This window comes from Allobosea sp. FBZP-16, from assembly GCF_002831785.1.
Classification (GTDB): domain Bacteria; phylum Pseudomonadota; class Alphaproteobacteria; order Rhizobiales; family Beijerinckiaceae; genus Allobosea; species Allobosea lupini.
In genome coordinates this window covers 202027-219982 of the sequence record NZ_LNCQ01000045.1, presented here as the reverse complement: position 1 = coordinate 219982, position 17956 = coordinate 202027, and the positions used below count along the sequence as shown (strand labels likewise).

General features: G+C 67.3%; 16 protein-coding genes. 7 read left to right on the top strand and 9 right to left on the bottom strand.

Going from position 1 to position 17956, the window contains the following annotated elements; translation table 11 throughout:
* The first annotated feature begins 1 nt into the window (after position 1).
* A complete protein-coding gene (locus tag CXY91_RS23320) occupies positions 2-733 on the top strand; it encodes an isochorismatase family protein (RefSeq protein WP_100963769.1) in 732 nt (243 codons plus the stop codon).
* A 126-nt stretch (positions 734-859) separates the two neighbouring features.
* On the top strand, positions 860-1258 hold the full coding sequence (locus CXY91_RS23315) for a RidA family protein (RefSeq protein WP_100963766.1): 399 nt from the start codon (positions 860-862) through the stop codon (positions 1256-1258).
* A gap of 12 nt (positions 1259-1270) precedes the next feature.
* Here CXY91_RS23315 and CXY91_RS23310 read toward each other — a convergent pair whose 3' ends face one another.
* From CXY91_RS23310 to CXY91_RS23285, 6 genes are all read right to left on the bottom strand, one after another.
* Complete coding sequence (locus CXY91_RS23310; RefSeq protein ID WP_100963764.1) at positions 1271-2008, bottom strand: maleate cis-trans isomerase family protein; 738 nt, start codon at positions 2006-2008, stop codon at positions 1271-1273.
* 8 nt (positions 2009-2016) lie between these two features.
* Entirely contained in the window at positions 2017-3195 is a 1179-nt protein-coding gene (locus tag CXY91_RS23305) for an FAD-dependent oxidoreductase (RefSeq protein ID WP_158673558.1), read from the bottom strand.
* Between the two features lie 93 nt (positions 3196-3288).
* Positions 3289-4377: an ABC transporter ATP-binding protein gene (locus CXY91_RS23300; protein ID WP_100963761.1), complete on the bottom strand. Its 1089-nt coding sequence runs from the start codon at positions 4375-4377 to the stop codon at positions 3289-3291.
* Between the two features lie 8 nt (positions 4378-4385).
* Positions 4386-5231 (bottom strand): ABC transporter permease, encoded by an 846-nt coding sequence (locus CXY91_RS23295; protein ID WP_100963759.1) that lies wholly within the window; start codon positions 5229-5231, stop codon positions 4386-4388.
* A 3-nt stretch (positions 5232-5234) separates the two neighbouring features.
* The gene (locus CXY91_RS23290; RefSeq protein WP_100963756.1) at positions 5235-6413 is read right to left on the bottom strand and encodes an ABC transporter permease; all 1179 of its coding nucleotides are present in this window, start codon (positions 6411-6413) and stop codon (positions 5235-5237) included.
* A gap of 27 nt (positions 6414-6440) precedes the next feature.
* Complete coding sequence (locus CXY91_RS23285) at positions 6441-7478, bottom strand: ABC transporter substrate-binding protein (protein WP_158673557.1); 1038 nt, start codon at positions 7476-7478, stop codon at positions 6441-6443.
* 176 nt (positions 7479-7654) lie between these two features.
* Here CXY91_RS23285 and CXY91_RS23280 point away from each other — a divergent pair, with 176 nt between their 5' ends.
* Positions 7655-9205 (top strand): aldehyde dehydrogenase, encoded by a 1551-nt coding sequence (locus tag CXY91_RS23280; RefSeq protein WP_100963752.1) that lies wholly within the window; start codon positions 7655-7657, stop codon positions 9203-9205.
* A gap of 23 nt (positions 9206-9228) precedes the next feature.
* On the opposite strand, the gene CXY91_RS23275 is transcribed toward CXY91_RS23280, so the two are convergent.
* Positions 9229-10041 (bottom strand): GntR family transcriptional regulator, encoded by an 813-nt coding sequence (locus CXY91_RS23275; protein WP_100963750.1) that lies wholly within the window; start codon positions 10039-10041, stop codon positions 9229-9231.
* 177 nt (positions 10042-10218) lie between these two features.
* Between CXY91_RS23275 and CXY91_RS23270 the strand changes: the two genes are divergently transcribed.
* On the top strand, positions 10219-11523 hold the full coding sequence (locus CXY91_RS23270) for an aspartate aminotransferase family protein (protein ID WP_158673556.1): 1305 nt from the start codon (positions 10219-10221) through the stop codon (positions 11521-11523).
* A 34-nt stretch (positions 11524-11557) separates the two neighbouring features.
* On the opposite strand, the gene hemC is transcribed toward CXY91_RS23270, so the two are convergent.
* Positions 11558-12502, bottom strand: coding sequence for a hydroxymethylbilane synthase (gene hemC / locus CXY91_RS23265; protein ID WP_091836732.1), 945 nt, complete (start codon positions 12500-12502; stop codon positions 11558-11560).
* 334 nt (positions 12503-12836) lie between these two features.
* On the opposite strand from hemC, the gene CXY91_RS23260 reads away from it, so the two are divergent.
* The 3 genes from CXY91_RS23260 to rpiB all read left to right on the top strand — a co-directional run bounded on the left by CXY91_RS23260 (position 12837) and on the right by rpiB (position 17013).
* Positions 12837-13742 (top strand): ABC transporter substrate-binding protein, encoded by a 906-nt coding sequence (locus CXY91_RS23260; RefSeq protein WP_158673555.1) that lies wholly within the window; start codon positions 12837-12839, stop codon positions 13740-13742.
* Complete coding sequence (locus CXY91_RS23255) at positions 13739-16417, top strand: ATP-binding protein (protein ID WP_100963744.1); 2679 nt, start codon at positions 13739-13741, stop codon at positions 16415-16417. Before CXY91_RS23260 ends, CXY91_RS23255 begins: the two co-directional genes overlap by 4 nt.
* Positions 16418-16563: 146 nt before the next feature.
* Positions 16564-17013: a ribose 5-phosphate isomerase B gene (gene rpiB / locus CXY91_RS23250; RefSeq protein WP_100963742.1), complete on the top strand. Its 450-nt coding sequence runs from the start codon at positions 16564-16566 to the stop codon at positions 17011-17013.
* Here the strand turns inward: rpiB and CXY91_RS23245 are convergent.
* Positions 17010-17726, bottom strand: a complete 717-nt coding sequence (locus CXY91_RS23245; protein WP_100963740.1) for a response regulator — start codon at positions 17724-17726, stop codon at positions 17010-17012. The genes rpiB and CXY91_RS23245 overlap by 4 nt on opposite strands.
* Between the last annotated feature and the right edge of the window lie 230 nt (positions 17727-17956).

Genomic DNA, 17956 nt, shown 5'->3' with positions numbered 1-17956 from the left:
GATGACCAAGCGAATCTGGGACGATTTCCTGACCGAGCGCGACAAGCAGGTCTATGCGCAGGCCGGCTATGGCAAGCGCGGCGGCTTCGGCAAGCGTCCGGCCCTGTTCATCATCGACGCCCAGTACAATTTCTGCGGCGACAAGCCTGAGGACATCCTGGAAGGTCTGAAGCAGTACCGCACCCATTGCGGTCCCGAGGCCTGGGCGGCGGTCGAGCACATCGTGCCGCTGCTGGAACTGGCGCGCGAGAAGAACATCCCTGTCTTCTACACCGAGAGCGCCCGCCGGCCGGACATGATCGATTCCGGCGTCCAGGTCGGCAAGAACCATCGCGGCACCGAGAAGACCTCGACCGAGGGCACGCACGCGACCCAGACCGTCGCGCCGCTGGCGCCGCGCCCGCAGGACATCCGCATCGGCAAGCGCAAGCCGTCCTGCTTCTTCGGCACCATCTTCATGAGCCATCTCAACTTCTTCGACGTCGATACACTGATCCTCACCGGCTGCACCACCTCGGGCTGCCTGCGGGCGACGGCGGTCGATGCCTATTCCTATAACTTCAAGGTGGTGATCCCGGAGGAGACCGCGTTCGACCGTTTCCAGGCGAGCCACGCGATCAACCTGTTCGACCTCAACTGCAAATATGCCGACGTGATCCCATCGGCCGAGGTCAAGGACTATCTCGGCGGCCTCGCCGTCCGCGACGACCTGCCGACCGGTGTGCAGGGCTGAAGCGCGGCCGTCATTCTTGGCCGAAGCGCAGCGCAGAGCCGGGAATCTCTGGACGAATGTGCTCCAGAGCCCCATTTGGCACGAGATGCTCGGAACAGGCCCGAGCATGACGCCTGAGAGGATTCAATGGCCGATCGCGAGATCATCGTCCCGGAATCGATGCGCGCCATCGTCGAGCGGGCCGGCTATGCGCCGGCGGTGCGCGTCGGCGAGATCGTCTATGTCGTTGGCCAGGTCGGTCGCACCGCCGATCTCCAGGTGATCGAGGACCCGGCGGAGCAGTTCGCCGCCGCCTGGGAGAATGTCCGGATCGTGCTGGAAGCCGCCGGCTGCAGCTTCGCCGACATGGTCGATGTCACGACCTACCATGTCGGGATGGCGCGCCACATGGACGTGTTCCGCGAGGTCAAGAACCGCCTCGTCCCGCGCGAAGGCTATGCCTGGACCCGGATCGGTGTCTCCGAGCTGGCCCATCCCGGCCTGCTGGTCGAGATCAAATGCATCGCCCATCGGCCTGGCGGCTGAGGCGGGCCTGGCTCAGTCCAGCGTCGCGCTCAGCTGTGAGCAGGCTCGCGCTAACAGCGCGCCGGGCTTCACGCCAGCCTGCTTCATCATCCACCAGGCACAGCAGAGATTGGACGAGAGCAGCGGCGGGGCCGAGCCCTCGGCGCGTCCCAGCATGGCCGGCAGAGTGATCATGCCGGTACCGCTCATAACGATGGCGTCGATGCCGGTGGTCTCGACCTGGCGCAAGGCGTCCTCGACCTCTTCCGTGGTCAGTTCATAGGCGCGGAAGGTCTCGGAGACCTTGACGACCTGCGCGACGGTGAAACCGGCGCCGGCCCAGTAGCTCGTAGCCTCCTCGGTCAGCCAGGCCGGATATGGCGAAAACAGGCAGATGCGCTTCGCGCCGATCGCCTTCAGCGCATGGCGGATCGCGCCGCTTGCGGTCTCTACGGGAAAGCCCGCTGCCTCGGAGAGGCATGCGGCCAGGGCATCGTCGGCGCTGGCGCCGAGCCGGTAGCTCGGCCCGGTCAGCGCGACTGTCGCGGCATCGAGCTTCAGGCTGCCGAAGCTCTTCAGCGCCGGCTGGTAGGAGGCGATATAGGCGCGGTTGCGCTGCTCCAGCGTCGTGTCCGGCATCACCGGCAGGCGCGTGGCGTAGACCCGCGCGCCCGAGGAGATCAGCCGGTTCATCTCCGGCTCGACGGTCGGGTTGGCCGGCGGGACGAGGACACCGAGCGCCGGCTGCGTGGCGAGTTGAGACAGATCCATGGCGTCCCTCAGGCGGCGCGGGCCGGGCGTTCGAGCATGTCGAGCATCGCGGCGGTGGCGAGATAGTCGATGGCGCTGCTGCGCGAGGCGGCGAGATCGCGCACCTTCTGCAGCCAGTCCGCGCCGCCGGCGACATTGCGGTCGGTGCGCGGGATCAGCATCTCCTCGGCGATGCGCTTGCGCTCGGTTGCGGCCGCAACGACGAGCTCCGGCCGGTGCTCGCGCAAGGCGCGGATCATCGCCTCGGCCAGCGCCTTCGCGTCGTGGATGCCGCAATTCATGTTCATGCCGCCGCGGGTGTTGGTGACGTGGGCGCTGTCGCCGGCGAGGAAGGCGTGGCCGACATGGTAGTGCGAGGCGACCCGGCGGCTGGCGCCGTAGACGTCGCGTCCCAGAACGGTCGGCGGCTTAGTCCAGCTCGGCATGACCTCGCGGATGCGGTCGGCGAACCAGCCGTCCTGCAGCGCGGTCTCGTCCGGCACGTCGCCGGGCACGCGGATGATGATGCGCCAGCAATCCGGCATCTTGAGGAAGCTCAGGGACTTCGAGCCATTGTGCAGATAGGTGATCGGCGCGATCCCCGGCAGCACGGTGTCGAGATCGTCCGAGGTCATCACGCGCAGGACCTTGTGCGGATAGACCATGCCGTCGAAGGCGATGCCGAGCGCCTCGCGCACGGCACTGCGGGCGCCGTCGGTGCCGAGCAGGTAGTCGGCTCTGATGGTTAGCGGCGCGCCATCGCGGTCGGCAGTGACGGTGACGCCATTCTCGTCTTGCGTCAGCGCCTCGAAACCGGCGCCGAACAGTACGCGGGCATTGGGAAGCGCTTCGATCTGCGCCAGCAGCAGTGGCGTCAGGCGGGCTTGCTCCAGATGCAGCCGGAAGGGGAAGGGGGTGCGCTCGGCGAGGTCGGCGAGGACGAACTCGGCGAAGGGGCCGTCCGGCGTACGGTACTGGATACGCTTGACGATCTCGCCCTCGGCCAGCATCGGCGCGAGCACGCCGAGCTCATCGAGGATCTCCAGCGTCGCTGGGTGGAAGGTCGAGGCCTTGGAGGCGGCTGTGAGGGCGGCGCGCTTTTCGAGCACGACGACGTCGACGCCCGCTTTGGCAAGGATCAGGGCGGCGACGAGGCCGACCGGCCCGGCGCCGGCTACGATCACTTGCGTTGTCAGGCTGGCAGTCATGAGCATCCTCCGCAGCGGCGCCATGCGTCGCGCATTTATTTGTATTAAGTATGCTACTTAATATGTTTTGGCAAGAGCGGCCGGGAGCGGCCCTCAGGTCTCTTCCGGGCCGAGCGCGAGGCAGTTCGCCGTTGCCCAGCCGACCGGGATGCGCTCGCCGCGCTGCAGAGCGGGCAGGCCGTCGCGGAAGGTCAGGCGGGCGGTGAAGCTGTCGGAGCCGCCGACGCGCAGGCGCAGGCGGGTGTGGTCTCCGTAATAAATGAGTTCCTCGATCACGGCATTGAAGCGGTTCTCGCCGGCGGCGGCGGGGCCGATCAGGACCTTTTCGGGGCGAAGCGCCAATACGGCTTGTGCGCCGACCGGCAGGTCGGTGCCGGCCATGGCGCGGACCTCGCTGCCATCGGAGAGGCGCAGGCGACACTGGGCGCCGTCGCGGGCGACAATGCTCCCGTCGAGCCTGTTGTTCTCGCCGATGAAGGAGGCGACGAAGGCGTTGGCCGGCTTCTCGTAGATCTCGTTCGGTGGCGCCAGTTGCTGGATGCGGCCATGATGGAAGACGGCGACGCGGTTCGACATGGTCAGCGCCTCGCCCTGGTCATGGGTAACGTAGACCACGGTGACGCCGAGCTGCTCGTGGATGTGCTTGATCTCGAGCTGCATGTGCTCGCGCAACTGCTTGTCGAGCGCGCCGAGCGGCTCGTCCATCAGCACGAGCTTGGGCCGGAAGACGAGGGCCCGGGCGAGCGCGACGCGCTGCTGCTGGCCGCCGGAAAGCTGCGTCGGGCGCCGATCGGCGAGATGGCCGAGCTTGACCATGTCGAGCGCGCCGCGAACCCGCTCCTCGCGCTCCGCCCGGCCGACGCTCTGCATCTCCATCGGGAAGGAGAGGTTGGCGGCGACGCTCATATGCGGGAACAGCGCATAGTTCTGGAAGACCACGCCGATGCCGCGCCGATGGGCCGGGACATTGTTAAGCGGGCGGCCGTCGAAGGTGATGGTGCCGCCGGACGGGTCCTCGAAGCCGGCCAGCATCATCAGCGTCGTGGTCTTGCCCGAGCCGGAGGGGCCGAGCAGCGTGACGAACTCGCCGCGCTCGACGGCGAAGTCGAGCGACTTCACGACCTGCGTCGTGCCGTCATAGCTCTTGGTGACCTTGTCGAAGACGATGATGGGGTCGCTCATGCCAATACTCATGCGGTCGGGCCGGAGGGGGAGGCCCCGCGTGCCTGCGCGCGCTTCCGGATGAATTCGTTGAGGGCCAGCAGCAGCACCGAGAAGAGGATCAGCAGCACGGCGGCGGCGGCGATGGTCGGGCTCAGGAATTCGCGCAGGCCGGCATACATCTGGCGCGGCAGGGTGAACTGGCCCGGGCTGGCGATGAACAGCGCCACGATCAGTTCGTCGAAGGATGTGGCGAAGGCGAAGAGCGCGCCGGTCGCTACGCCCGGCGCGATCAGCGGCAGCACGACGCGGCGGAAGGCGATCGCCGGATTGGCGCCGAGGCTGGCGGCGGCGCGCAGCAGGTTCTGGTCGAAGGTCTGCAGCGAGGCCAGCACCGTCAGCAGCACGAAGGGCACCGACAGCACGGTGTGGGCGAGGATCAGCCCGGTCAGCGTCGAGCCGAGGCCGACGAGCGACAGCGAGAAATACATGGCGATCGCGGTGACGATGACCGGCGTCACCATCGGCAGCGACAGGATGGCGAGCAGCAGCGCCTTGCCGGGGAAGCGGCCAAGGAAGATGCCGAAGGCGGCGAGCGTGCCGAGCAGGGTCGCCAGGATCATGGTGGCGATGCCGACGACGAAGCTGTTCCAGGTGGCACCGAGCCAGCGGCTCGACGTGAAGAAGTCCTCGTACCAGCGCAGCGAGTAGCCTGGCGTCGGCAGCACCAGCAACTCGCCCGAGGAGAGCGAGAGCGGGAAGACGACGACGATCGGCGCGACCAGGAAGAGCAGGATCAGGGCCGTGGCGAGCGCCAGTGCGAAGCGCCCGACCGAGAGCTTGCGCGCAGGGGAGGAGGGAGCGGTGCCTGCCATCGCTCAGACCTTCACATTGCCGGAGCGGAAGCCGGGCACGATCAGCCGCGCGACGATGACGAGCAGCGCGGTCATCGCCATCAGCAGCGTCGCGAGCGCGGCAGCCATGCCCCAGTTCACCGAGGTGTTGGTGAAGAAGGCGATGAAGTAGCTGACCATCTGGTCGCCGGAACCGCCGACGAGGGCGGGCGTGATGTAGAAGCCGACCGAGAGCATGAACACCATCAGCGATCCCGCAGCGACGCCCGGCATGGTCAGCGGCAGGTAGATCCGCAGGAAGCGGCGCCAGCCCGGCGCGCCGAGCGAAGCGGCGGCGCGCATATAGTCGGGCTTGATGCCCTTCATCACGCCGTAGAGCGGCAGGATGGCGAAGGGCAGCAGCACATGGACCATGGCGAGATAGACGGCAAAGCGGGTGAAGATCATCGTCAGTGGCTGGTTGACGATGTCGAACGCCATCAGCAGCGCGTTGATCGGCCCCTCGCGCTGCAGGATGATGAACCAGGCGGTGGTCCGCACCAGGATCGAGGTCCAGAACGGGATCAGCACCAGCATCATCCCGGCATTGGCCCAGCCCTGCGGCAGGATCGAGAGCGTGTAGGCGACGGGATAGGCCAGCAGCGCGCAGATCACCGTGACGATCAGGCTGATCTCGAAGGTGCGCCAGAACAGCGGCAGGAAGACCGCATCCTCGGCGCCGGCGTGGACGATGCCCTTGTCGGTCGGGCGCATATCGAGCGAACGCAGCAGATAGAGCGAGGTCCAGGGGCCGGTGGCGCGCTTGAACATGCGCCAGAGCTCAGGTTCGCCCCAGCGCGGATTGAGCGCGATCAGGCCCCCCTTGATCGGAGGAGCCAATCGTGCGGAGGCGCGGGCAGCCTGCAGCAACAAGCTGCGAAGGCCGGTCTCCTCGAAGTTCAGGCGGCTGAGGACGGCTCCGGCCTCCTGGTTCTGCTGCGCGGCGCGCAGTTCCTCGACGATGGCGGCGAAGGCTTCGTCGGGCGGCAGGTCCTTGCCGTCCCAGGCGCGTAGGAGCGCCGCGGTGCGGGGCAGGGCGGTCGAGAACTCGGAATCGTCGACCGCCCGATAGAGCGTCGCCCCGAGCGGGACGAGGAAACTCAGCGTGACCAGGAGCAGGAGGGGCGCGATCAGCGCCGCCGCCAGCAGGTTCCGTCGTGACATGCCGAGTCCCCGTGCCCGCGCGCCGGCTTACTTCGCCAGCCAGGCGTTGAAGCGGGCCTCGAGATCCTCACCGTGCTCGACCCAGAACTCGGTGTTGATGAAGAGCCCTTCCTTGGCGTGGTTGGCGACCATGCCGGGGTTCTTCTTGATGATCTCGGGGTTGTTGGCGACGGCGGCGTTGGCCGGCGACACCGCCCAGTCCTGCGCCAGGTTGGTCAGCGGCTTCTCGTCGGTCATGTAGCTGATCAGCTTCATGCCCTCGGCCTTGTTCGGCGAGTTGCGCACCACCGTCCAGTAGTCGAACGAGAACAGCAGCGTGTTCCATTGCACCGGGTACTTGGCGCCGCCCTCATTGGCGCGGATCGTGCGCCCGACATAGCCGACGGCATAGGCGGCCTCGCCCGAGCCGACCAGCTGGAGCGGCTGCGTGCCCGACTTCCACCAGACGACATGCGGCTTGATCTGGTCGAGCTTGGCGAAGGCGCGCTTCTGCCCGTCCGGCGTGGCCAGTACCTTGTAGACATCCGCGGCCGGCACGCCATCGGCGATCAGGGCGATCTCGAGCGTCATCTTGGCGCCGGAACGGAGCGAGCGCTTGCCGGGGAACTTCTGGACGTCCCAGAGCTCGGCATAGTTCGCCGGGCCGGTGGGATTCCGGGCCTGGTCGTAGAACAGGCTGACGCCCCAGCCGACGGCGCCGGCGCCGCAGGCGGTGGTGCCGCCGGGAATGAACTTCTTCTGGTCGATGACGCTCCAGTCGAGCTTCTCGAAGACGCCGTCCTCGCAGCCGCGGGCGAGCTCGGGCGCCTCGACCATGATCACGTCGTAGGTGACGTCGTTCGACTTCACCATCGAATAGATCTTGGCCATCTCGCCATTGTAGACGTCGTCGGCGACCTTGACGCCCTTTTCCGTCGCATAGCCCTGGAACAGGTGCTTGCGGGCATTGTCCTGAAAACCGCCCCCGAAGCCGACGACCATCAGGTCGCGTGCCTGGGCAGGAGCCGCTGCCGAGGCCAGTCCGAGCGCGAACAGCCCCGCGCAGGCAAATCTCGTCGTCTTCATGCTCATCCCCTCGTTCTTATGGATATCAAGCCCGGGTTTCGACGGCCATCGACGGTAGTCCTGCTGCCGCGTTAAGCCGCCTGCCACCCACGTGACAAGCGTATTGGTATTTTTGATATGATGATGATACATATCTGTCAACGGCTACCCGACGCCGTGCTCTCCAGGGACCTCCGATGACCGCAGCCACGCTCTCGCTCGATCCGATCTCGCCGGCGATCCGCCCGACCCAGCAGGATTCGGACCAGCGCTATCGCTATCAGCACTATATCGACGGGGCTTTCATCGATCCGGCGAGCAATGCGTGGCTGGAGACGTCGGACCCCGTGACAGGCGAGGACTGGGCCTGGGTGGCGCGCGGCGATGCCGCCGATGTCGAGCGGGCGGTCACGGCGGCGCATCGCGCCTTCTCGGAAGGAGCCTGGCCTGCGCTATCGGCTTCGGGGCGCGGCGCGCTGATGCGCAAGCTGGGCGACCTCATCACCGAGAACGCCGACTGGCTGGCGCGGGTCGAGATGCGCGACAATGGCAAGCTCTTCGCCGAGCTCACGATGCAGATGCGCTATATGGCGAACTATTATTACTACTATGGCGGGCTGGCCGATAAGATCGAAGGCACGGTGATCCCGACCGACAAGCCCGGCGTGTTCAACTACACCAGGCCGGAGCCGATCGGCGTCGTCGCCTGCATCATGCCGTGGAACTCACCGCTGCCGCTGACCAGCCTGAAATTGGCGCCGGCGCTGGCGGCCGGCTGCACCGTCGTGCTGAAGCCGTCCGAGTTCACCTCGGCCTCGCTGCTCGAATTCGTCAAGCTGGTCGAGGCGGCCGGCTTCCCCAAGGGCGTCGTCAACGTCATCACCGGCTATGGCGCCGAGGTCGGCGACGCGCTGATCAGCCACAAGCTGGTCGAGCGCATCGCCTTCACCGGCGGGCCCGAAGCCGGGCGGATGATCAACGAGAAGGCCGCCCGCCATATGAAGCGAGTGACGCTGGAGCTCGGCGGCAAGTCGCCGAACATCGTCTTCGACGACGCCGAACTCGACCAGGCGATCAAAGGCGCGGTCGCCGGCATCTTTGCGGCCTCGGGCCAGACCTGCGTCGCCGGCTCGCGCCTGCTGGTGCAGGACACGATCCACGACGCCTTCGTCGAGCGGCTGAAAGCCTTCATCGCCGATGTCAGGTTCGGCCATCCCTCCGATCCGGCAACGCAGGTCGCGCCGATCTCGACCAGGCCGCAGCTCGAGAAGATCAAGTCCTATGTCGAGATCGCCAAGTCCGAGGGCGCGCGCCTCGTCGCCGGCGGCGAGCCGGCGTCGGTGCCCGCTTATCCGAAGGGGCTGTTCTTCAAGCCGACCATCTTCGTCGACGTGAAGAACAGCATGCGCATCGCCCAGGAGGAGGTGTTCGGCCCGGTGCTGTCGGTGATCCGCTTCAAGGACGAGGACGAGGCGGTCCGCATCGCCAACGATACGCAGTTCGGCTTGGCTGCGGGCATCTGGACGCAGTCGATGCGCCGGGCGCTGACCATGGCGAACCGGGTCCGCGCCGGCACGGTCTGGGTCAACAACTACCGCTCGACCAGCACGACCTCGCCTTTCGGCGGCTTCAAGATGAGCGGCGTCGGCCGCGAGGGCGGCATCGCCGGCATCCGCGAGTACATGGAGACCAAGAGCGTCTGGATCTCGACGGCGACGGACATCCCGAACCCGTTCATCCGGCGCTGAAGCGCCAGCACGGGAGCGGCGTCCTAAGCGACGCCGCTGTCGGTGATCATTGCCTTCCAGGGCGTGCCCAGGTTCTGGCCGTCGATCGAGTACTGCACGCGGTATTCGTAGCGGTCGGGCCGGTAGAGCGCCTGCAGCAGTTCGATCAGCCGCGCGTTCTCGTCGCGGACATGGCGGGTCATCGCCACCAGTGGCGTGCCGATCGCAACGTCGAGATGCGGCGCCACATCGGAATCGGCGAGCACGGCCGTGATCTTCTCCTCGAACCGGGCGAGCTTGACGCCCGCGGCGGCGAGCGTGGCGGAGACCGGCAGCGACGAGATCGCGGTGCGCGGCACCAGCGGAGCGAGGTCGGCGGGGAGATAGCAGAGCGTGTGCGAGATCGGTGAGCGCTCGTCGCTGCGGACGCGCTCGATCCGCAGGAGTTCCATGCCTTCGGCGATCTCGAAGGTCTGGGCAAGCAACGGCGAGGGCCGGACGAAATCATAGGCTAGCAAAGCGACCTTCGTCTTGCGGGCGAGCGATATCTGGTTGTTGAGAAGCTGGCTCGCGGGCTCGCCCGCCTCGTTCGCCGGCGTCAGCGGAAAGGTGCCGCGACCGCGCTGGCGCAGGACGCGCCCCTCGCGCTCCAGCCTCTCCATCGCCTTGCGGATGGTGACCCGCGATACGCTGAAGGTCTCGGCGAGGTCGTCCTCGCTCGGGATCGGGGAGCCCTGCGGGTAGGAGCCGTCCATGATCTTCTGGAGCAGCATGACGTAGACGCGGTGATAGAGCGGGATGACGTCCCGTTCCGACGAAGGCCGCTCAGCCGCCGTACCCGTCTGCGGTCTCGCCATGGATTGCCTTTCCGGATTCGCCGTGGGGAATCGCTAGCATGTATGGTCTGGAATACCAATCAGGCCGCTGCTCGCGGAAGTATGTTGTATTATGTTTATATCATTGATACTTATTCTTCAGTTTTGATGCCCGATCGACGCCCGATCGACGCCCGATCGACGCCTATGAGAGATGCGATGAGTGACAGCCTCGACGCCGCAGACCGCCAGCGCTTCGCCGGCTCCTATGCGCATCGCAAGAGCGCGCTGTCCCATCTCGCCTATGGCGTCTCCTCGACCCCGCGTGCGACGCAGAACCCGGTGGCAATTGCGGTCGAGCGCGGCGAGGGCGCCCATCTCGTCGACGTCGACGGCAACCGTTTCATCGACTACGCCCTCGGCTACGGTCCGCTGATCCTTGGCCACACGCCGCCTTCGGTTATCGCTGCCGTCCAGGACGAGCTCGGCCGTGGCTTGCGGACGGCGAGCGTACATCGCGGCGAGGCGGAGCTGGCCGAGCTGATCGCGGCTTGCGTGCCATCAGCCGAGCAGACCAGCTTCGTCAGCACCGGCACCGAGGCGATCCAGCTCGCCTTGCGCGTCGCGCGCGCCACGACGGGCCGCGTCAAGATCATCAAGTTCCGGGCCAACTATCATGGCTGGGCCGACGGCATCCATGTCGGCAATGCGATCGGGCAGGACGGCGCCTCGGCGCTTGGCCAGGATCCGCAGGCGGCGCAGAGCGTGACGCTGGTGGATTGGGGCGATGCCGGGCAGGTCGAGGCGGTGCTCGATGCCAGTTTCGCTGCCGTCATCGTCGAGCCTGCCGCGATCAATGGCGGCTGCTTCGAGCCGCCTGCCGGCTTCCTGGAGCGCCTGCGGACGGCGACGCAGCGCTGCGGTGCGCTGCTGATCTTCGACGAGGTGATCACCGGCTTCCGCCTCGCCCTCGGCGGCGCGCAGGAACGCTATGGCGTGACGCCGGATCTCAGCGTGCTGGGCAAGGCGCTCGGCGCCGGCCTGCCGATCAGCGCGGTCTCGGGCAGCCGCGCAGCGATGGAGATCCTGTCGAGCGGCCGGCTGATGCATCGCGGCACCTTCAACGGCAATCCGCTCTCGGTGGCGGCGGCGATCGCCTGCCTCAAGGTGCTGCAGGCCGAGCGCGGGGAAATCTATCCGCGCATGGAGGGGTTTGCGGCGCAGCTATGCAGGTTCCTGAACGATCAGGCCATGCGTCGCGGCGTTCCGGTCCGGGCGCGCCAGGCCGGGGCGGCCTTTCAGATCTTTGCCGCCAACGGGCCGGTGGAGACGCTGCGCGACACGGCGAAGGTCGACAAGGACAAGACGCTGGTCTTCACCGGTGCCCTGCTCAGACAGGGGGTGATGACCCTGCCGCGCGGTCTCTGCTACCTGTCATCCGCCCACAGCCTCGCCGATATCGAGGCGACGGAAGCGGCGATCGCGGTGGCGATTGAGACGATGGCGCGATCGACGGCGGCGTGAAGCACAGCGTGTTCGGCCGGGTGCTGCCGCTGCCTCAGGACTGCAGCATCTTGAAGTGGCTGCAGTATTCTCGGTAGCTCGACTGCAGGATCTTCTCGCCGCCGCGGATCTTCAGCGTCTCGGCGACGGCGAGGCCGAGTTCCTTCGCCTGCTCTCCCGGCTCGTCCTGCGTCGCGACGACCCGCTCATGGCCGTCGAGCGAGGTGATCTGTGCCTGCAGGCTCAGCCGCTCGTCCTGCCAGTTGCAGACGGCGCCGACGGGCAGGCTGCAGCCGGCCCCGAGCGCATGCATCATCTCGCGCTCGGCATCGACCTCGGCCCTGGTCTTGCGGCACTCGATCGAGCGCAGGATCTCGACCAGCTCGGTATCTTCGCCGCGCGCCTCTATGCCCAGCGCCCCCTGGCCGACGGCATAGGGAAATGCGACCGGATCGAGGAATTCCGAAGAGCGGGCACCGAGGCCGAGGCGCTCCAGCCCGGCATGGGCCAGGATGACGGCATCGAGCGCATCGTCCCCCTCGATCTTGGCGAGGCGCGGGCCGATATTGCCGCGGATGGGGACGACGGTGACGTCGGGCCGCAGGCTCAGGATCTGCGCGCGGCGGCGCAGCGAGCCGGTTCCGACCCGCGCGCCTTCCGGCAGCTCTTCGAGCACCGAGCCGCACAGGACATCGCGCGGATCCTCGCGCTTGGGCACCGACGCCAGAACGAGTCCGTCGCGAAGGAGGGTCGGCAGATCCTTGAGGGAGTGGACGACGAAATCGACTTCCTTGCGGAGCAACTGCTCCTCATGCTCGGTGGTGAAGACGCCGATCATGCCGAACTGATGGAACTCGGAGACCCTGTCGCGATCGGCGACGGTCGAAATCGGGCAGATCTCGAATTCGATATGCGGATACAATGCCCGAATTGAACCAATTACAAAGTTGGTTTGCGTCATGGCAAGGGGACTGCGGCGGGTGCCAACGCGAAGAAGCATAATTCGTGTAACCTGTTTGCGCCGTGCACGCGCGATCGCGCACCGTCTAGCAGGTGCGATCCCGGAGTGAAAGTGCGGCAGATTCGCCGGCTCGGGAGCGCTCGCAAGGCGCTTTTCCGATGCCGCGCGCGCTGAAAATGCCGGGAAAGGCCACTCCCATCCCTCCGCCGCATCTCCCCTCGACGCGAACGGGCGCAGCATGCAAATTATCCCTCAGGGAGCGGCCGGCTCCTTCCTTCACCTGGTTCGCCGCATGCGTCGCCGCTCCTTCCTGGTTGCCCTGGCATCATGCGGTCTTGCCGTCTCGGCGCGCCCGGCGGAGCCACCGAAGAGGGTGGCCCTGCTGATCGGGCTGCCGCTCGACCATCCCGTCGTGAGCGCGCGCATGGCCGAGCTGTATCGGATGCTGGCCGAGCGCGGCTGGATCGACGGCAAGAATCTGCAGGTCAGCAGCAGGGTCTCAGGGGCGAGCGAGGCAGACCTTGCCCGCGCCGCGGCCAAAGTGGTCGCCGGCAATCCGGACATCATCATCGTCGGCTCCAGCACCGAGACTGCCGCCGTGCTGGCGAAGACACGGCGGATCCCCGTGCTGTTCTCCACAGCCTCCGATCCGGTCGGCAGCGGCTTCGTGCGCTCGCTCGAACGCCCCGACGGAAACGCGACGGGCTTCAGCAACAACGACCCCGCCATGTCGGAGAAGTGGGTCGAGCTCCTGACCGAGATCGCGCCGGCGACGCGGCGCATCGGGGTGGTCTTCAATCCTCACTCGACGCCGGCGGCCGGCGCGACCTATCTCGCCCGCCTGCAGGCGACGACGCCGGCGGGCGGGCCAGTCTTCGAGACGGTCCACGTGACCGAACCGTCCGGGATCGACAGGCAGATCGCGGGCTTTGCCGGCAAGGGAGCCGGCGGCGGCCTGGTCTTCCTGCCGGACAGCTTCACGTTCCGCAATGCCGCGATCTGTGCCGCCGCTGCCGCGCGCCTCGCCCTGCCCGCCGTTTATCCGTTCGACGCCTTCACCAAGCAGGGCGGGTTGATGTCCTATGCCGGCGCGCGCGAAGAGACGTCCGAGATGATCGCCTCCTATGTCGACCTCATCCTGCGCGGAGCCGACGTCGCCGAGCTTCCGGTGCAGTTCTCGCGCAGTTTCGAGCTCGTCATCAACGAGAAGGCCGCGGCGGCCCTGGGCCTGAGCCTGCCGGCCTCGCTGCGGATCCGGGCGCAACGGATCTTGTCGTGACGCAGCAGGATCGTTCGGCGGGGCAGGACGGTACGCCACGCCGGCGCGGCGAGCTCGCCCGCAAATATGCGCTGTTCGTCGGCCTTGCGATCTGCCTTGCCCTCGGGCTCAACACGGCGATCGCGACCTTCTTCGCCTTCTCGGACCAGCGGGCCCTGCTGGTCCGGGTCCAGGAGGAGCAGGCCAGGGCGGCGGCCCAGAGGATCGGCGCTTTCGTCGCCGACATCATGGGGCATCTCGACTGGGCCTCCCAAAGCGGCGCCAGCAGCAATTCGCCCGATGAGCGCCGGCTCGACGGCCTGCGGTTGATGCGGCAAGTGCCTGCCGTGCTCGAGCTGCGCCAGATCGACCCGGTCGGGCGCGAGCAGCTCCTGTTGTCGCGCTATGCACGCGACCGGGCGGATGGCGGCACCGACTGGTCGGCCGATCCCGGCTTCCAGCTTGCGCTGGGACAGGGCAGTTTTTACAGCGAGGTCGAATTCCGCCGCGGCTCGGAACCGCACATGGTGCTGCTCAAGCGGGCGTCGTCGCCTCCGCACTGGGTTGCGCGGGCCACCGTCAATCTCGTGTTCATCCGGGAGCTGGTCTCCCGCCTCAAGGTCGGCGAGGCCGGCCGCGCCTATATCGTCACCCGCTCAGGGCGCCTGATCGCTCATCCCGACCTGCGTTTCGTGCTGCGCAACACGAATCTCGCCGCGCTCGTGAGCGCGCATGAGGCAGCCGGAGCGGCCAGAGCCGGGCTTTCGGTGACGGATATCGAAGGCCGGCGTGTCCTGTCGGTGATGGCGCCGGTTCCAGCCCTCGACTGGAACGTGGTGATCGACCTGCCGGAAAGCGAAGCCTTCGCGCCGATCCATGCGTCGATCCTGCGCTCGCTCACGGTGCTGCTCGTGGCCCTGCTGGTCGCGGTGCTGGCCGGCATCATGCTCAGCCGCAGGCTGGTCGCGCCGATCAAGGCGCTCGGAGAGGGGGCCGCACGCATCGGCCGCGGCGAGCTCGAGGCGCGGATTGCGATCCGCACGGGCGACGAACTGCAGGAACTGGGCGAGCAGTTCAACGTGATGGCGGGGCAGCTGGCGGAAAGCCGTGCCGTATTGGAGGACAAGGTCGCCGAGCGCACTGCGGCCCTGGAGCAGGCGCTGCGGCTGGCCTCCGCCGGGCAGAAGGCGGCGGAGGAGGCGACGCGGGCCAAGTCCAGGTTCCTGGCGGTGGTCGGGCATGATATCCGCACGCCGCTCGCCGGCGTGCTCGGCGTTCTCGAACTGATCGACCGCCGCCGCATGAGCCAGCGCGACCGCCGCCTCGTCGCCATGGCCGCGACCTCGGGCGAGGCGCTGGTCGACCTTGCCAATGCGACGCTCGACCTGTCGCGGCTGGAGGCCGGGACCGAAGGGCTGGATCGGCGTGACTTCGACCTCGGCCCCCTCCTTGGCGCAGCAGTGGCGCTGATGCGCCCGCCCGCCGAGCAGAAGGGCCTTGTCCTGACGTTGCGCTCGCCGCCCGAAGGGCTGCGCCTGCACGGCGATGCCGGCAAGATCCACCGGATCCTGGTCAACCTGCTGCGCAATGCGATCAGCTTCACCGAAGCGGGCAAGGTGGAGCTCGGGGCCGACTTGCAGCGCGCCTCGGCGGGGAAAGGCCTCGAACTGACCTTGACGGTTCGCGATACCGGCATCGGCATCGATCCGGGCATGCAACGGCAGATCTTCCAGGATTTCGTGCAGGTCGATCCGGAAACCGGGCGGCGCAATGGTGGCGTCGGTCTCGGCCTGGCGATTTGCAGCAAGCTGGCCGAGCTGATGGGCGGCTCGATCTCCGTCGTCAGCGCCAGAGGTCAGGGCAGCACCTTCTCCGTCAGGCTGCCGGTAACGGCGGCCAAGGCTGCCGCCCGGCCGGGCGAGGCGGCGACGGGGCAGCTGCAGACGATTCTCGTGGTGGACGACGATCCGGTCACGCGGGAGGTCGCGCGGCTCATGGTCGGCAAGGCCGGCCACAAGGTGCAGGCCGCGGCTTCCGGCGAGGCCGCGCTGAAGACGCTGCGCCGGCGGTCCTTCGATCTCGTGCTGCTCGACATGCACATGACCGGGATCGATGGCATCGAGACTACACTGGCGATCCGCGAGATCACCGGCATCGCGCAGCCGCGCATTGTCGCGCTGACGGCCGATGTCTCGCCGGAGACGATGCGGCGCATGCGTGCGGCGGGATTGACTACGATCCTGTCGAAGCCGATCACCTCCGCCGCTTTGCTGCAGGTGATCGGGCGCGGCAGCAGCCGCGGTGGGCGGAGCAAGGTCGTGGCGCTTTCGGCGGATCAGCCTGTCGATGCGGCCTTCTTCGGGACTCAGCGCCGCCTGATCGGCCATGAGCGCACGAGACAGCTCGTGCTGCTGTTCGCGACCGTGTCCGGGACGATCCTGACCCAGATGCAGGCCGCCCTGCCGATGTTGGACCGCAGCGAGTTGAAGCGGCTGGCGCATCAATTGGGGAGCTCGGCCGGGGCGGTCGGGCTCGGGCAGGTCCTTGCGCTCGCAAACGCGCTCGAACGCGATGCGGCGAAAGCCGACCGGGGAGCGCTCGCGGCTGCGGTCGAAGCGCTCGGGCTGGCCCGCAGCGACGCCCTGGATGCCTTGGCCGGATTGGAGGAGGCACCGGCGACCGCCGACGCGGTGTGAGGCCAGATAGCCTCGGGTGCTTTTACGATCTGGCCGGTCCGCGAAGGTCCAAGGCATTGACGAGACAAGATGCGGGCGAGACAAGACGCGCCTGATCCAACCTGGCGCGGCCGCCGGGCGGCCTCGGGAAAAGGGACGACTTTGCCATGACAGCCAGCAACCGCATCGTCCTCTCCAGTGACCATGCCGCTATTCCGCTCCGTCAGGCCATTGCCGCTCATGTCGCGGCGCAGGGCTGGGCTGTGGTCGATATCGGGCCGACGACGCCGGAGAGCACGCCTTACCCCAAGCATGGCGAAGCTGCGGCACGGCTCGTTGCCTCCGGCGATTGCCGGCTCGGCATCATCCTGTGCGGCACCGGGCAGGGCATCATGATGGCGGCGAACAAGGTCAAGGGCATTCGCTGCGGGGTCTGCGCCGACACGTTCTCAGCCCGCATGATCCGTCAGCACAACGACGCCAACATGCTGTCGATCGGTGCGCGGGTTGTCGGTGAAGGGCTGGCGCTCGACATCGTCGATGCGTTCCTGAGCGCCGGGTTCGAGGGTGGCCGGCATGCGACGCGGGTGGAGATGATCGGGGCGCTGGAGGGCTAAATGCGCTCGACGGGGACGCCGATCTTGTAGCCCTTGCCGCTGACGGTCGCGATGATCCCCGATTTGTCGGTGTCCCCGAGCTTCTTGCGCAGGCGTGCGACCAGAGCATCGACGCTGCGCGCGTCGACATCGGTGAAGCGGTTGCTGATGACCTCGATCAGATAGTCGCGACTGAGAGGATGGCCATTGCTCTCGATGAGCGCGGCCAAGAGATCGAACTCGCCGCGCGTCAGGCGCATGGGCTCGCCGTTGTTCATCGCGAGCTCGCGGCGCAGCAGGTCGATCGTGAAGGGTCCAAAGAGCGCCACGGTGTTGCGGCGCGCCGTGTCGCGCTCGGTCCGGCGGCGGCGCAGCAGGGAACGGGCCCTGGCAAGCAAGTCGCGCAAGTCGACCGGCTTGCTGACATAGTGATCGCCGGCGAGCTCGAGCCCGACGATGCGATCGACATCGGCGTCGCGCCTTGTCACGAAAATGATGCCGGCATCGGAGGCCGATTGGAGTTCCCGGGCGAGCTCCAGGCCGTCGCCGTCCGGCAGGACGACATCGATGAAGACCAGGTCCGGCCTGAAGCGCCGCACCGCCTGCCTGGCCTGGGCGATGGTCTCGGCTTCCTCGACCCGGAAGCCCTGATCGGTGAAATAGCCGGCGATGACCGTGCGGGTGACGGGGTCGTCCTCGACGATGACGAGCCGGTCGCGGAAGGTCGCATCCATCAGCTCTGCTTCGCCTGTCGGCGCTCCGATTCCGGCACGATTCGGCCGAGCGGACGATTCTACAGGGACGGGTACCCCGCAAGCGGTCGAGCCTGCGGATGTTGACGGCTGTTCACCGCGCGGTCAAAGGCTGACCGGCTATCCACCGTCAGTTCCATCAGCGAGCTGCGGAGGAGATGAGGTCATATGCTGCCAAGCCGGGCTGCCGGCCTGGCGTTGTCGTATCGCGC